Origin of the sequence: Planomonospora parontospora, from assembly GCA_014647935.1 — a bacterium.
Lineage (GTDB): Bacteria > Actinomycetota > Actinomycetes > Streptosporangiales > Streptosporangiaceae > Planomonospora > Planomonospora parontospora.
In genome coordinates this window covers 1-15,029 of sequence record BMQD01000057.1, presented here as the reverse complement: position 1 = coordinate 15,029, position 15,029 = coordinate 1, and the positions used below count along the sequence as shown (strand labels likewise).

Annotated in this window: 12 protein-coding genes and 1 pseudogene; 4 read left to right on the top strand and 9 right to left on the bottom strand. The window is 71.7% G+C overall.

Annotated features, from left to right (window positions below; translation table 11 throughout):
• Positions 1-153 precede the first annotated feature (153 nt).
• The 6 genes from IEZ07_RS34710 to IEZ07_RS34685 all read right to left on the bottom strand — a co-directional run bounded on the left by IEZ07_RS34710 (position 154) and on the right by IEZ07_RS34685 (position 6,850).
• A complete protein-coding gene (locus tag IEZ07_RS34710; protein ID WP_239321303.1) occupies positions 154-753 on the bottom strand; it encodes a CBS domain-containing protein in 600 nt (199 codons plus the stop codon).
• A gap of 533 nt (positions 754-1,286) precedes the next feature.
• Positions 1,287-2,984 carry a sensor histidine kinase gene (locus tag IEZ07_RS34705; RefSeq protein WP_191898675.1) on the bottom strand — a complete coding sequence of 566 codons (1,698 nt, stop codon included), beginning with the start codon at positions 2,982-2,984 and terminating at the stop codon, positions 1,287-1,289.
• A 178-nt stretch (positions 2,985-3,162) separates the two neighbouring features.
• Positions 3,163-3,837: a CBS domain-containing protein gene (locus IEZ07_RS34700; protein WP_191898674.1), complete on the bottom strand. Its 675-nt coding sequence runs from the start codon at positions 3,835-3,837 to the stop codon at positions 3,163-3,165.
• 855 nt (positions 3,838-4,692) lie between these two features.
• Positions 4,693-5,556 (bottom strand): universal stress protein, encoded by an 864-nt coding sequence (locus IEZ07_RS34695; RefSeq protein WP_191898673.1) that lies wholly within the window; start codon positions 5,554-5,556, stop codon positions 4,693-4,695.
• A 27-nt stretch (positions 5,557-5,583) separates the two neighbouring features.
• The gene (locus tag IEZ07_RS34690) at positions 5,584-5,769 is read right to left on the bottom strand and encodes a DUF1918 domain-containing protein (protein ID WP_275413888.1); all 186 of its coding nucleotides are present in this window, start codon (positions 5,767-5,769) and stop codon (positions 5,584-5,586) included.
• A gap of 220 nt (positions 5,770-5,989) precedes the next feature.
• On the bottom strand, positions 5,990-6,850 hold the full coding sequence (locus tag IEZ07_RS34685) for a universal stress protein (protein WP_191898671.1): 861 nt from the start codon (positions 6,848-6,850) through the stop codon (positions 5,990-5,992).
• A gap of 224 nt (positions 6,851-7,074) precedes the next feature.
• Here IEZ07_RS34685 and IEZ07_RS34680 point away from each other — a divergent pair, with 224 nt between their 5' ends.
• A complete protein-coding gene (locus IEZ07_RS34680; protein ID WP_189235901.1) occupies positions 7,075-7,215 on the top strand; it encodes a hypothetical protein in 141 nt (46 codons plus the stop codon).
• A gap of 439 nt (positions 7,216-7,654) precedes the next feature.
• On the opposite strand, the gene IEZ07_RS34675 is transcribed toward IEZ07_RS34680, so the two are convergent.
• Both IEZ07_RS34675 and IEZ07_RS34670 read right to left on the bottom strand, forming a co-directional pair.
• On the bottom strand, positions 7,655-8,191 hold the full coding sequence (locus IEZ07_RS34675) for a flavodoxin family protein (RefSeq protein ID WP_239321300.1): 537 nt from the start codon (positions 8,189-8,191) through the stop codon (positions 7,655-7,657).
• Positions 8,192-8,420: 229 nt separating this feature from the next.
• A complete protein-coding gene (locus tag IEZ07_RS34670; RefSeq protein ID WP_191898670.1) occupies positions 8,421-10,979 on the bottom strand; it encodes a cation-translocating P-type ATPase in 2,559 nt (852 codons plus the stop codon).
• A gap of 244 nt (positions 10,980-11,223) precedes the next feature.
• Between IEZ07_RS34670 and IEZ07_RS34665 the strand changes: the two genes are divergently transcribed.
• The 3 genes from IEZ07_RS34665 to IEZ07_RS34655 all read left to right on the top strand — a co-directional run bounded on the left by IEZ07_RS34665 (position 11,224) and on the right by IEZ07_RS34655 (position 14,122).
• On the top strand, positions 11,224-12,240 hold the full coding sequence (locus IEZ07_RS34665; protein WP_231647549.1) for a zinc-dependent alcohol dehydrogenase: 1,017 nt from the start codon (positions 11,224-11,226) through the stop codon (positions 12,238-12,240).
• Positions 12,241-12,415: 175 nt separating this feature from the next.
• The gene (locus IEZ07_RS34660) at positions 12,416-13,051 is read left to right on the top strand and encodes an SRPBCC family protein (protein ID WP_191898669.1); all 636 of its coding nucleotides are present in this window, start codon (positions 12,416-12,418) and stop codon (positions 13,049-13,051) included.
• Between the two features lie 369 nt (positions 13,052-13,420).
• Positions 13,421-14,122 carry a CBS domain-containing protein gene (locus IEZ07_RS34655; protein WP_191898668.1) on the top strand — a complete coding sequence of 234 codons (702 nt, stop codon included), beginning with the start codon at positions 13,421-13,423 and terminating at the stop codon, positions 14,120-14,122.
• A gap of 152 nt (positions 14,123-14,274) precedes the next feature.
• Here IEZ07_RS34655 and IEZ07_RS36415 read toward each other — a convergent pair.
• Positions 14,275-14,649: pseudogene (locus IEZ07_RS36415) on the bottom strand (ABC transporter permease); the annotation flags it as partial.
• Positions 14,650-15,029 lie beyond the last annotated feature (380 nt).

Here is a 15,029-nt window from a genome sequence, read left to right as displayed (position 1 = left end):
ACCGCCCGTGCCTGGGGAGCAGGGGCCGCAGGATCACGAGCGGTGCCGGATCCGGCGGCCGAGGTCGCCGGAGGTCGTGGTGTGTTCGCTCATGGATTTCTCCCAGGAGGACGGAAAGCCGGGTCGGGTTCGGACTTTTCAGGGACGGGGGCTCTAACCCGCCGAGTGCTTGACCCGGACGACGCCGGGGACGGTGCGGGCCAGTAGGTCGGCGATCCGGTCGGCGTGCTCGCCGCAGTGGCCGTGCAGCTCCGCCACACCGTCGTGGACGGAGACCTCCCAGGAGGGTCCGCAAGGGTAGTGCTCGTGCAGCGCGGCGAGCACGTCGGCGCGCAGGTCGTCGTCGGAGCGGGCCAATACGGCAAGCAGGTCGCGGCGGCTGACGATGCCGACAAGGCGGCCGTGCTCGAGCACCGGCACGCTCTTGACCCTTCTATCGACCATGAGGTCGACCAGCTCCACCGCGTCGGTGGCCGGGGTCACCGTCACCGGATCGGCGGTCATGACCTCCTCGACCAGGAACGGCACAGGCTCGCCGTACCCCAGCAGGGCGCGGGCGCTGGCCCGGGGGTCGCGCTGGAACTCCCCACGCAGCAGGTCCATCTCACTGACGATGCCCACCAGGCGCCCGTCGGTCTCCAGGACGGGCGCGGCAGTGACATCGGCCGCGTGCAGCACCCGGACGGCCTGTCGTACCGGATCGGTACGGCGGACCGTGACGACCTGATCGGTCATGACCTCGCGGACCAGCATGGCCACCTCTCCCTCCGGCGTTCGCTCTGCCTGCCATCCCATCATCCACCGGGACCCCGCGCAGAGGCCGGAAGTCTCCCGCGGCAGGGTCTTTCGGCCTCTGCGCGCCCCGCTGTTCGACGCGGTGGTCCTGGTGACCGTGCGGGGTCGCAGGAACGACGGCAAGATCGTAGTTGCCCGCCGACCGTGCCACAGAGCAGGAGGTCTTCTCTTCGACGATCACTGAACCACCCGCAGAGCCGTCCGCCGTAGGCGCTCTCGAACAGGCCTGCTCATCACCGGCGGTGACCCGTTCGAACGACCGGCGGTGCTTCACGCGGCCGGTGGGCGGTGGTTCTCCGCACGGTTTCCCGCTCCACGGAGCATCGGGGTTCCGGGCCGCCCGCGTCATATTCGCGCAGCACGGAACGCTGGGGCCGCGCGGCGGGTCGCGGGTCGCCTCAAGGTCTCGGGCATCACCGCGTCGGCCCACCGCCCGCTCTGCCGCGAACCCCACGGAGACCATGCCCCATGAAGGTCAAGGACCCGCCAGATCACAGCGGGATGCTCCAGCGAAGCCCGGTTCCTCCCGCCTGACCTGCAGTGATCTCGAATGAGCCGCCCAGCAGTTCGGCTCGTTCGGCGAGATTGCGCAGGCCGCTGCGCCTGCCGTCCGGCGGCAGGCCGACACCGTTGTCCCGCACGACCAGCGTCAGCCGTTCATCGGCCGCTTCGACCGATACATCGGCCTTGGTGGCCTTGGCATGGCGCACGATGTTGGACAGCGCCTCGCGCAGCACCGCGAGCAGATGCTCGGCGATCTCCGCGGGCACCTGGTTGTCGAGGCTGCCCTCCATCCGCAGGCCCGGCATGAAGCCCAGATGCCCGCGTGCACCCTCCACCAGGTCGACGATCTGCGCACGCAGGCCGGGCGCGGCGTCATGGCCGGACGTCTGCAGGGCGAAGATGGTGGAGCGGACCTGCCGGATCGTCTCATCCAGCTCGTTGATCGCGTGCTGGAGCCGGCTGGACGCCTCGGGCCGCTCCACCAGCCGCACGGTGCTCATCAGCGTCATCGCCACCGCGAACAACCGCTGGATGACCACGTCGTGCAGGTCCTTGGCGATGCGGTCGCGGTCTTCCAGCAGTCCCAGTCGCTCGGCGTCCTTACGGGCCTCGGCCAGCTCCAGCGCGATCGCGGCCTGCCCGGCGAACGCCGCCAGCATGCGCAGGTCGGCCTGGGTGAACGGAGTACGACCGGGCTTCTTGGCCAGTACCAGCACCCCGCTCACCGTCTGGGCGGCCCCCAGCGGCACCAGCAGCCCGGGACCGAACCCGGACGCGCGCAGCGGGGACCGCGGATAGGGCAGGTCCTGCAGGTTCCCGTAGATCGACGGCTCACCTCGGGAGAAGACCGCCCCCGCCGCCGACTCCTCGATGGGGAAAGCCGTCTCCTGGAGCGGATCCGCTCCAGGGCCTTCGGCGATCTCTACGCGCAACGTCTGGCCGCCCTCATCGGGCAGCAGGATCTGGGCCAGGTCGGCGTCGGTCATCTGCCGGGCCTGGCGGGCGATGAGGGTGAGCACCTCGTCAGGTCCGGCTCCCGACAGCAGGCTGGTGGTGACCTCCGCCGAGGCTTGCAGCCAGGTCTCGCGGCGCCGGGTCTCCTCGTACAGGCGGGCGTTCTCGATCGCGACGCCGGCGGCGGTGGCCAGCGCCACCACGATCGCCTCGTCCTCTTCGTCGAACTCCTCACCGCCGCGTTTCTCGGTGAGGTAGAGGTTGCCGAAGATCTCCTCGCGTACCCGCACCGGCACGCCCAGGAACGAGCCCATCGGCGGGTGCCCAGGGGGGAAGCCGTAGGACTCCGGATGGTCGGAGATGCGCGACAGCCGCAACGTCTGCGGCTCCTTGATCAGCAGTCCGAGCAGGCCCAGCCCGTGCGGCCAGTGCTCGATCGCCGCGATCTCCTCCTCGCTCAGGCCGACGGGAACGAACTGCATCAGCGTGCGGTCCTCGCCCACCACGCCCAACGCGCCGTAAGAGGCGTCCACCAGGGTGGTGGCGGTCTCCACGATCCGCCGCAGCACCGTCTCCAGGTCGAGATCGCTGCCGACGGAGACGACCGCTTCCAGCAGCGCGTGCACCCGGTCGCGGGTGGCCAGCACCGCGCTCAGGCGGGTCTGCAGCTCCGACAGCAACTCGTCCAGCCGCATACCCGGGGCCAGGGAGTGCGACTCCTTATCCGTCATATCGGAAGTTTCGCACTAGAAACACTCCGGTGCCCACCTCCCCTACCAGGGGGCGGACACCGGATCCGGGCCGCAGTGCGTCGGAGCCGCTCATCTCCATGTCGGACACCGAACGGCGGTCTCCATCGGTTCGCCCGGTCTTCGGCGCGGACGGCCACCGCGGCAGGAACCAGAGCTCCTAGTAGAGAGGCGGGGCGACGACGACGCCGACGGTGTGCGCGCAGGTCAGCTCGGAGGTGACGCCGACGACGCCCTCCACTCGGCCGACCCCCTCCAGCAGCCGGGTGATCTGGGACTTGTGCTCGACGACGCCGCCGACCGTCACCACCCCGTCCCGCACTCCGATCGACGCCGTCGAGGGATCGAGCCCGGCCGCACCGCGTACGACCGTCTCGATCTCCGCGCGCAGTTCCTCCGCCGGACGGGTGAAGACCCGCAGCAGATCCCGCTGGTGCACCGTGCCGACGATCCGGCCGGTGACCGGATCGATCACCGGTAGTTGCTTGATCCGCCGCTCGTGCATCAGCCGGGCCGCCTCGCGGACCGGCGTGCCCGGGGTCACCGTGATCGCCGGGCTGGTCATCAGCTCGGCGGCGGTGACGCCCGCGGCCTTGCGCTGCTCCTGCCGGCGCCTCTCCCCCTTGAAGATCGTGGCGCCGTGGCGTACCTCATCGACCTCCTTGAGCAGGAGGTCGTCTTCCGACACCACGCCCACCGGACGCCGGTCGGCATCGAGCACCGCTACCGCGCCGACCGCGAAGCGCTTCATCGCCGCGAGAATCTCCGTGAAGGGAGCATCCAGTCGCACCGCGATCGCCACCCGGCCCATCACATCCTTCACCTCGATCGACATGGCGCTCTCCTCTCAACTTCACGCGGCCGAAAACGGCCACGACCTGGCGCCGATCCTCCGGGAGCGGGCTGCCGGGGTGATGCCCGGATGCGGGCCGCCCCAGCGAAGCTCGTCCATACCCTCATCGTCCGGCGTAGGCGCTATCCCCGGGCAGGGCGGAACGTCCTGCGGACGGAGGACCTCCTGCCCCTCCGACCGGGCCGTCCGGCCATCGGGGGCGTGGTCCGCATCCCCGCTGTCTTCAGCCGTTCGCACCTGTAAAACGACATGGGCCACGCCCTCGACCCTCCCGTGTGATGACCGGGGGCAAGCCAGGCGGCCCGGCGTAGCTCCTCGACCAGGATCGCGGTGGGCTCATCGCGACAGACGCCCACGTGCAGGACGCCGTCCACCTCGGCCAGCCGTGCCTCGGGCCGGAAACTTCGCGGCCCGTGATCGGCGTGACGGTCTCGACGACGGCCCGGTGCATCGCAGGACCGGTCAAAGCCGCGGCCTCGGCGCATATCGGCACCAGTTGGTCGGGGTCGCAGATCGCCACAGCCTCGTCGGCCGATGTGGACCCAACGGGTGGCGCCCCGCGATGATCAGAGGCGTGCCGCTGCTGAGCGCGCACGGGCCCCGCCCCGCGCAGCGTGAGAGGGCCGGCAGTCGGCCGGACATCGATGACGAGTTCCTGCCCGTCCCGCAGAGGCACCGGCCACCTGCGGTGAGACCGACGCAGGGCACGTTCGATCCCGCGACGACCGCGGGCGAAGCCTGGAGGCGAACGTGTGGTGCGCCTCGGCAGCGCCTTCGACATCGTGGTCCGCGCGGAGAGGTCAGCCGACGAGCAGAAACCGGGTCCGGCCCCGGAGGTCACCGGGGCGGGACGACCGCCAGAGGGCAGAGCGCATGGTGCAGCAGCGAGTGACTGACCGAACCCAGCAGCAGGCCGGTCAGGTCCCCGCGCCCGCGCGAGCCCACGACCAGCAGGCCCGCCCCGGCCGAGGCGTCCTTGAGCACGTCCACCGGGTGACCGTTGACCGCCTCCGCGGTGACCTTGACATCCGGGTAACGCTCGCTCCAGCCGGCCAGCGCCTCGGCCAGCACCCGCTGCTCGTCGCCCTCCCGCCGCTCGGCGCTCTCCAGCAGGTGCGGCGCGCCTTCGATGACGGGTCCGCTCCAGGCGTGCACCGCCCGCAGCTCGACCCCGCGCGCCGACGCCTCAGCGAAAGCGAAGGCCAGCGCCTCCGCTCCCGCCGGTGAGCCGTCGACCCCTACCACCACCGGACCATCCACCGCGGGCTGCTCCTGCCCGGCGGGCGCGGCGCGGACCACGGCCACCGGGCAGGCGGTGTGCCCGCACACACCCAGCGCCACCGACCCCACCAGCATGCCCAGGAAGCCGCCCAGCCCGTGACTGCCGACCACCAGCAGCTCCGCCTGTCCAGCGGCCTCGATCAAGCCCTGCCGCGGATCGCCCGGCAGCAGCAGCGGCTCCACCTCCACCGGCAGGCCCTCGGCGCGAGCCCGCTCCACCCCCTGGGCCAGCAGGCCGGCGGCACCGTCGCGCATCCACCGCCCCACATCAGCGTGCGGCACGTCCTCGGGCATCTCGAACGCCCAGGTCGGCATGACGTGCACGATGCGCAGCCGCGCACCGCGCAGCCCAGCCTCGCGCACCGCCCAGCCCACCGCCTCCAGGCCGGCCTGCGAGCCGTCGACCCCTACCACGATCATGAGTCCTCCTGCGTACATGCGGGCCGTTCACGAGGTCGTGAACGAGGCGTCCCTATCTTCCTTCGTCACCACGCGGGCATCGGGCCCCAGGAACACGAGGCCCCCGTGCTCGTCGTCCACCCAGCGCACCACGTAGGGCGGAGCACCGTCAGGGTGACGCAGTTCCATGATCACCTTATCTCGGGACCGCTTCCACGGTTCAGGTGCCGGCAGATCGGCAAGCGGTCACACCCGGTCGAGAAGCCCGGCAGGAACTGCGTCTCCTGCTGCGGGCCGAACCCGACGTGCAGCGCCGTACCCGGACTGTGGCATAGGTCTCACCATTGAAAGCCTGCAAGGAACGGCAGACGCCGGGACAGGCCGGGCAGGACCGGTGACCCCGCTCCGCGGGCCCGCTCGTCAAAGAGTGAACGGGCCCGGGAAACCTGCGGTCTCAGGCGCGTGGCGAGCGGACCACGGCCACGGTGCCGCGAGCGTGGTGCAGAACGCCCCGGCTGACCGAGCCCAGCGCCAGCGACCCCAGGGCTCCCCGGCCGTGGGAGCCCACGACGACCAGGTCCGCTCCTTCCGACGCCGCGGTCAGCACCTCGACCGGATGTCCGGACCGGACGTCCCCGATAACCTTCACCTGCGGATACGTCTGCCGCCACGAGGCGAGCTTGTCCGCCACGACCTGGTACTGAGCCCTGCGGATCTCATCCATGTCATAGACGACCTCCGGGGCGTAGGCGTGCACCGGTGCCTGCCAGACGTAAAGGGCCCGCAGCGTGGCACCGCGCAACGCGGCCTGCTCGAAGGCGTAGGCCAGCGCGGGGTCGCACTGCGGGGAGTCGTCGATGCCGACGGCGACCTCTCCGTGAGCGGTCCGGGGACCGGCATGGACGACGACCACCGGCCCGCGGGCGTGCCCGGCCACATGCGTGCTCACCGAGCCGAGCACGGCTCCGGCGAACCCGCCCAACCCCCTGCTGCCGATCACGACCTCGGTGGCGCCGGCGGCCTGGTCGCGCAGGACCACGGCAGGCGCGCCCTCGATCATTTGGGTGGTGACCTCGATCTCGGGTCGGCGCTCTCGGGCGAGGGCCTCGGATTCGGCCAGGACCCGCTCCGCGTTGCGGGTCAGGGCGTCCCCCCACTCCCGGACGGAGAACCTGGGGATGTCGTACGGCGAGCGGTCCAGGGCGAAGACGATGCGCAGCGGAGCGCGCACGCGCGCCGCGTCGTCGGCGGCCCATTCCACGGCGGCGGAACCGGCGGCCGAACCATCGGTGCCCACGATCACGGGATCGGACATGGTCGTTCTCCTTCGCTTCCTTGCTTTCCTCCCATCTCAGCGTCCCCGGGAGGAGGTGACCAGGGCCGGTCGGCCCATGACCACGGGTCCATCGGCCGTGGTCTCCGGCCCGGCCGGCACGGACACTGAGGGCATGGACGATCCGTCCGTACGTGACGACGGGATCGAACCGGACACGGTCACCCGCGTCCCGGCGCATCCCGGACCTGAGCAAAGGAGCGACGATGGCCCGCCAGATCGCCATGACCTACCAGCCCCCGTCCACGGTAGGCCTCGAAGCCCGCATCCACGACCTGGAGATCCGCCTTGCCCACCTCACGGACCTGGTCGAGACGCTGATGCATGAGCCCGAGCCCCGCTCCTGACCAGAGGGGCCTACCTGCGCCCGGACCCGGCCGGACACCGGAACCCGAAACGGAGGAAGTCGTACGGCCGTCATCGCCTCCTGCGGTCTCAGACCGCCGGAGGATGAACCGGACGACCCACCTGACGCACCGCCCGCTGCAGGCCTTGCCCGGCGGCCAGCCGGTCCTCCCGCTCGTTCCCGGTGGTGGTGAGCAGCACCGTGACGCCCGGCGAGCCGGACGCGGGAGGAGCCTGGCAGTCCCGCGCCCGATGGGCCGTTCTGGAGCGCCTGGTGGAACGGGGAGAGCTGCTGCCACGGCCGGAGCGCGTCAGCGACGTCGACCAGACATCCGGCGAAGGCCGACGGGTCGCCCCAGCGGTGATCGGCGCGTTCACTTCGGCCGGGCGCCGGGCCTCTGCCGATACCCGGCCCTCTCGGGCATGACGCCGGGTGGATTCCTACGTGATCCGGTGGGCTTCGGCCTGCCGTGCCGTGGCCAGCGCCGTACCCCAGTAGCGTGCCCGGTCGGTCTCCCCCTCCAGGAGAGGGCCGGGAGTGCCGGAGACGTAGAAGCTCTGCGAGCCGGACAGGATCGCGAACCCCTTCCTGCGCAAGCGTTTGTCGGCGCCGTGCCGGGCCGATCCGGGAACCCAGGGGTTCTTGACCCGGGTGTCGAACGCCGCGGCGGCCACGGCCGGTACATGATCGTCCAGAGCGGCGAGCCATTCGCGCAGCCCCCGCCCCTTGGACACCAGGCCGGCGGGAGCGTGCTGGGCGGCCGACTGCCGGGTGGCGGGCCGGCTCATGCCGAAGGCGTGGGTGGGTGCGCCGACGACGAGCAGGTCCACATCGCCGGGGACGGCCTCCGGCGCGTCACCGACCTCAACCAGGTCCACGTCCATCCGGGTGGCCAGGCCGTCGGCGACGGCCTCGGCGATCGCCTGGGTGTTGCCGAACATCGATTCGAAGACCACGAGCGCGCGCATCAGGATCATCTCCTTCTCCATGGACGCTCGGCAGGGGCGGGGATCGGGGGCGGTCCCCGCCCCTGCCGGTCGTCTTGAGCATCTCGTTCACCGGTACGCGGGTGAAGGGGCCTACGACCACTGCGGGAGGGACCAAGGGCCCGGCGCGCGAGCGGGCAGGATCACCGGATGATCCCCGGGCGCGGGGGTGTGCTGCGCCCGGGACTCCGCAGAGGACCGTACGGCCCGTGCGGGACCGTTACGCGCGGGCCTGCGGCCGGCGGGGACGGGCGATGCGCAGCAGGTCGCACAGGAACGGGGTGGCCAGGCCCGCGGCCAGCGCCATGGCCCAGCCGAGCGGCGGCAGCGTCGTCAGGGCCAGCAGCGCGCCGAGCGCGGGCACCAGCGTCACCAGCACCTGCAGCGCTCCGGTGGCGGCGACCGCGGTCAGCACCGCGCGCCCGCGCCACCAGCCGTGCTCGAACGTCCAGCGGCGGGCACGGGTGACGTAGGCCAGGGTGAGCCGGGCGAAGACCAGGGCCAGCACGGCCTGGGTGCGCACCTGCTCGTCACTCCAACCCAGGTGGCGCGCGGCCTCGACGGCGGCGAAGACGAGTGCGCCGATGATCAGGGCCCGCGCCGCGATACGGGTGACGGCGGGCCGTGACAGCAGCCCGTCGCGGCGGGGGCGCAGCGCGAGCGGGTCCCCGGCTGGCCGGTCGAGGCCCAGGGCGATCGCGGGGATACCGTCCAGGACCAGGTTGATCCAGAGCAGGTGGACCGGGAGCAGCGGGACGACCAGGTCGGGCCAGAGCAGCAGGCCGGTCAGCACCAGGAAGATCTCGGCGAGGTTCCCGGTGAGCAGGTAGCCGATCATCGAGGCGACGTTGTGGTGCAGCCGGCGGCCTTCGCGGATGCCGGTGACGATGGTGCCCAGCTCGCCGTTGGTGACGACGACGGCGGCGGCCTCGCGGGCCACGTCGGTGCCTTCGTCGCCGGCCATGGCCACGCCGACGTCGGCGTGGCGCAGCGCGGGCGCGTCGTTGACGCCGTCACCGGTCATGGTGACGATCTCGCCGTGCTCGCGCAACGCGCGTACCAGGTCGAGTTTGGTCGCCGGATCGACGCGGGCCAGTACCCCGGCCTCACGCAGCAGCGCGGCGCGGTCCGCGCCGTCCAGGGACGCGCCGGTGACGACCGGGTCGGGTTCGATACCGACGTCGGCGGCGACGGCGCGGGCGGTGTCGGCGTGGTCACCGGTGACCATGACGACGCGGATGCCCGCGGCGCGGCAGTCGGCGACCGCCTGGCGGGCCGAGGGGCGGATCTCGTCGCTGAGGGCGACCAGCCCGGCCGGGATCAGCCCGGTGGCGTCGAGGTCGTCCGTGCCTGCGTCGGCGGCACCGGAACCGGTGGTGGCAGAGCCCGGAGGGTCGGCGGCCAGGCTCACCGCCCCGGTGGCCAGGGCGAGCACCCGCAGGCCCCGGCGGGCCAGCTCGGGTACGGCTGCCGCCAGCCGGTCCACCTCCGGGCCGGGCGTGCAGCGGGCGAGGACCACCTCGGGGGCGCCCTTGACGGTCAGCAGCGGGCCGCCGCCGGTGGCGGTGATCACGGTCATGGACCGGGTCTCGGCGTCGAAGGGGCGCTCGGCCAGCCGCCTCTCGCCGGGCGGCAGCCGTACCCCGTGGGCGGTGGCGGCGGCCGCCAGGGCCACGTCCACGGCGTCGCCGAGGCCGTCGCGGGCGTCGTTGCAGCGCAGCGCCGCCCGCCACAGCTCGGCGGCGGGCACGGCCCGGTCGGCGACGGCAGGAACGGCCACCTGGTCGGCGACGGCCAGGCGCCCGGTGGTCAGGGTGCCGGTCTTGTCGGTGGCGATGACGGTGGTCGCCCCCAGCGCCTCGATCGCCGAGAGCTTGCGGACGATGACGCCGAGCCTGGCCATGCGTTGCGAACCCAGGGCCATGGCGGTGGTCACCGCCGCGGCCAGGCTCTCGGGGACCGCGGCGATGGCCAGGGCCACCCCGGCCAGGATGATGTCCAGTAGCGCGGCCTGCCCCTGGCCGACGCGAGTCAGGCCGATCAGCACCATCACGGTGCCCGCGGCCAAGGCCAGGACGCCGATGCGCCGGGAGGCCTGGGCGAGTTCCCGTTCCAGGGGTCCCTTGCCGCCGCCTTCCAGCGCGGTGGCGATGCGGCCCATCTGCGTGTCGGCGCCGGTGCGCTGCACCAGCGCGGTCCCCGAGCCGCGCACGATCAGGGTGCCGGAGAACAGTTCTCCTTTCCGGTCGCCGAGCGGGGTGCCGTCCTCGGCGGGCTCGGTGGGGTGTTTGTTCGCCGACAGGGACTCTCCGGTGAGCATGGCCTCGTCGGCTGCCAGGGCGCCGGCGGTCAGGACGCGGGCGTCGGCGGGGACGCGGTCCCCGGCGGCGACCTCGACGACGTCTCCGGGCACGACCTCGGCGGCGGGGATGCGCTGCAGCACACCGTCACGGCGTACCTTGGCCATCGGCGCGGTGAGCGTGCCCAGCGCGCGGACCGCTTGGTCGGCCTTGGTCTCCTGGCTGACCCCGATGACGACGTTGACGAGCAGGATGGCGACGATTGCCGCGCCCTCGGGGACCTCGCGCAGCACCCCGAGAGTGACCAGACCCGCGATGAGCAGCAGGACCGACAGTGGATCGGCGAGCTGGCGGACCGCGCGGGCGATCAGGGTGGGCGGCTGGGGCTGCGGCAGCGCGTTGGGCCCGTGCTCGGTCAGCAGCCGCGCGGCGGCCTCCCGCGAGAGCCCAGGCGAAGCATGCACATCGACGTCTTCCATGTGCCCAGTAGATCAACGGAGGAGACGACGGGACCCGGATCGAAGGACACCTCCCGGCAGGACTTTCGTCCCCCCGGCCCGCAGCGGGAAAGCCCGATCCGCCAACGGATCGATCGCGGCCTCTCACCCCGCACGGCCGTGACCGACGACCGCACCGCGCCAGGACCTTCGGCTCTGCCTCACCCGGTCGCCGGGGTGGAGGCTCGGAGACGAGATCCAAGCAGAACAAAGGAGATCCACGACCATGAACATGCGTGCCGCCGTCGTCACCGCGTTCGATCAACCCCTGGAGATCCGGGAGATCCCCGTCCCCGAGCCGGAGGCCCACCAGGTTCTTGTCCGCATCGAGGCCAGCGGCCTGTGCCACACCGACATCCACGCCGCCCACGGCGACTGGCCCGTCAAGCCGGCGCTGCCCTTCACTCCCGGCCACGAGGGTGTCGGCGTCATCGAGAAGGTCGGCTCGGCCGTCACCGGCCGCGCCGTCGGCGAGCGCGTGGCCATTCCGTGGCTGGGGTATGCCTGCGGCACCTGCGAGTACTGCGTCGGCGGCCGCGAGACCCTGTGCGAGTCCCAGCAGAACACCGGCTACGCCCTCAACGGCGGCCACGCCGAGTACGCCGTCGCCCACGCCGACTACGTCGTCGGAGTCCCCGACGGTGTCTCCCCCGCCGAGGCCGCCCCGCTGACCTGCGCGGGCGTGACCACCTACAAGGCCGTCAAGGTCTCCGGGCTGCGCCCGGCCGAGCGCGCCGCGATCTTCGGCATTGGCGGACTGGGCCATCTGGCCCAGCAGTACGCGCAGATCTTCGGCGCTGAGACCGTCGCCGTCGACATCACCGCCGACAAGCTCCGCCTGGCCGAGGAACTGGGCGCCGCTCACACCGTCAACGCCGCCACCGGCGACCCGGTCGCCGAGATCCAGGCCCTCGGCGGGGCCGACGTGGCGATCGTGCTGGCCGCCAGCCCGCGCGTGCTGGAGCAGGCCCACGCCTGCCTGCGGCGCGGCGGCCGGCTGGTGCTGGTCTCCCTGCCCAAGGACAACGCGATGAGCCTGCCGATCTTCGAGACCGTGCTGGGCGGTATCAGCGTGATCGGCTCCATCGTCGGCACCCGCGGCGACCTGGCCGAGGTCTTCCGGCTGCACGCCTCGGGGCGGACCAGGGTGATCTACGAGACCCGCAAGCTCGACGAGATCAACGAGGCGTTCGGCGAGGTCCTCGACAGCACCGTCCCGGCCCGCCTGGTCTTCGAGATGTGACCGCGCCCCCTGTCGAGTACGGCCGGCAGCCGCCGGCCGTACCGCTTCGCCATGATCCCGCAGAGGCCTCGAAGCCGACACCGGCGGCCCTGCGGCCGGTTCTCCGGGTCTTTCACCCCCTGGAGAGGGGCGCCACCGCGGACATGGCGCCGAAGACGAACCCGAGGAGACCATGATGGACAGAGCCCCGAAGTCCTCCGTCCGGACCGGGCTGCTGATCGCCGGCATCGCTGCGGCGGCCTACCCGCTGCTGCTGCGCAGATGGTGCCTGACCTGGGGTGCCACCGCCGAGGAGGCGGAAAGCGCGCTGCCCGGAGACGAACTGCTGCCGGATCCCGGACTGGTCGCCACCCGCGCCGTCGCCATCGACGCACCACCCGGCGCGGTCTGGCCGTGGCTGGTGCAGATGGGCAGCGGTCGCGGCGGCGCCTACACCTACGACTGGATCGAGAACCTCTTCAGCCTGGACATGCACAGCGCCAACGAGATCCTGCCGCAGTTCCAGAACCTCAAGACCGGCGATGTCCTTCCTTTGGGAACGACCGGCCCGCGAATGCGCGCGGAGATCATGGAGCCGGAACAGGCGCTGGTGTTCCGATCGGAGGACGGTAACTGGGTGTGGGCCTTCGTACTCCGCTCCGACGGTGAGACGACCAGGCTCATCAGCCGCAACCGGATCGCCGCTCCGGACGCCGGTCCGCTCGGGCGGCTGGTCAACCTGCTGATCATGGAGCCGGGCAGCCTCATCATGGAACGCAAGATGCTGCTGGGGATGAAAGAGCGGGCTGAACGCCTGGCTCGCACCGGATGACCCTGTCGATCTGCTGCCGGTCACGGCGCGCGAGAAGCGTCCGCGACCCCGCCACGCCACAAGCCGTCTCGCGACGTCCGCGGCAGGCCGGTGGCCTGCCGCGGACGTCGCAGATACCGGCCGCCCCCGGCCGCCGGTTACCGCTCCGCGGCCATGCGCGCGGTCATCCCCACCGGCCGGCCGGATAGCCTCGTGCTTCCTCCCGAGGCCGGGCTCCGATCTCACCGTCCGACGCCGCGACCGGTCGCCGTAGGGACCAAGGACCCTCTGGAGCGGCGCGATGTCCCGGCGCTGGAGGACTTCCGGCTCTGCCCGCGCGACCGCGAGCGCAGTGGAATGAGAAGACCCCCGCCCCTCAAGGAGGACACGATGCGCGTCAAGGTCAGCGAGGTCATGACCCACAAGGTGGCGTCCGTCAACGGAGCCACGCCGTTCAAGGATGTCGCCGAGGTGCTCATCGCCCACGGCATCAGCGCGGTCCCCGTCGTCGACGCCGGCGACCATGTCATCGGCGTCGTCTCCGAGGCGGATCTTCTGCACAAGGAGGAGTTCAAGGAGCAGTTCTACCGGGAGCGCTACCGGCAGCCGCTGCGCGCCCGGTTGCGTCACCGGCTTGCCCTGGAGAGGGGTCGGGGCAGGGACAAGGCACGCGGGGAGACCGCGGCCGAGCTGATGACCTCCCCCGCCGTGACCATCCGCCCCCAGTCCGCAATCGTGTACGCGATGCGGCTGATGGACGAGCACGGCGTCAAGCGCCTGCCGGTCGTCGACGAGCACGGGACGCTGGAGGGCGTCGTCAGCCGCCAGGATCTGCTCAAGGTCTTCCTCCGGTCGGATGCGGCCATCACCAAGGAGATCGAGAAAGACGTTCTGGACCACTCCTTGTGGGTCGACACCTCCCGGGTGAAGGTCGCCGTGCACCGGGGCGTGGTGACGCTGACCGGACGCATGGACCGGCGCAGCGAGGCGGAAATCGCCGCGCGCATGGCACTGCGGGTCAACGGCGTGGTCGACGTCGTCGACGAGATCCACTGGAACGAGGACGACACCACGGCCTGGACGGGCCGGTAGCACCCGTACGGCGGGCAGCGGCCCGCCGACGGCGAACACGTCCGAGACGAAGGCCAGCGGCGGGAAGGTGCCCAGGGTGATCGCGTTCGCGGCCGGAGCCCTGGGGACCAGCGTCGCCACCAGAGCGCCCAGCACGGCGAAGCACACCACCCGAGCAGCACCGTCACCAGGATCGCGGGGATCGCCGCAAACCCGATCCGGACGCCGTAACCGAACGCCGCGACCAACGCCAGCACGACGGCGGTGGCCAGCGTGGCCCACAGCGCACAGGCGATCCAGCCCGCGTAGTAAGCCCAGCTCGGCAACGGCGTGCCGGTCAGCCGCTTGAGCACGCCCCGCTCCCGGTCGCCGGTGACGGCCTCGGCGAGGTCGACGTAGGCCGACACCCCGACCGTGTAGGCGATCATCGCGGCCAGCATGAACACCGGCAGCCGCACCCCCTCCACCTGCACCTCGCCGAAGACCAGCGAGATGAGCACCAGCAGCAGAACCGTCACCGCCCAGGCCGATACCGGGGTGCCGTGCATACGCTTGAGCCAGCCGTGGTCGCGCAGGTCGACCAGCCGGATGTCCACGGCTCCGATGTTCATGGCGGCCTCCCAGGTACGGCTTCATCACCGGTGGCCGGTCCCCGCCCGTCCGCCGGCTGCGGGCCGGGCCGTTCACCGGTTTCCTGGGTGAGGTCGAGGTAGACGTCCTCCAGGCTCGGCCGCGACGGCGTCAGCGAGGTTAGCTCCACCTTCTGTAGAAGCCCGCATACAACGGTAGCCACCGGTGGAATCCCGGTCCCCGAGACGGCCGACGGACATGCTGGAAGTGCAGCGCTGGCCGGAGGCGGACGTCACCGGGGATGGGACCTTCGTCACGAGCCGGCCGCCCGTACGGCGTCACCGCCGGTCGTTCGCGC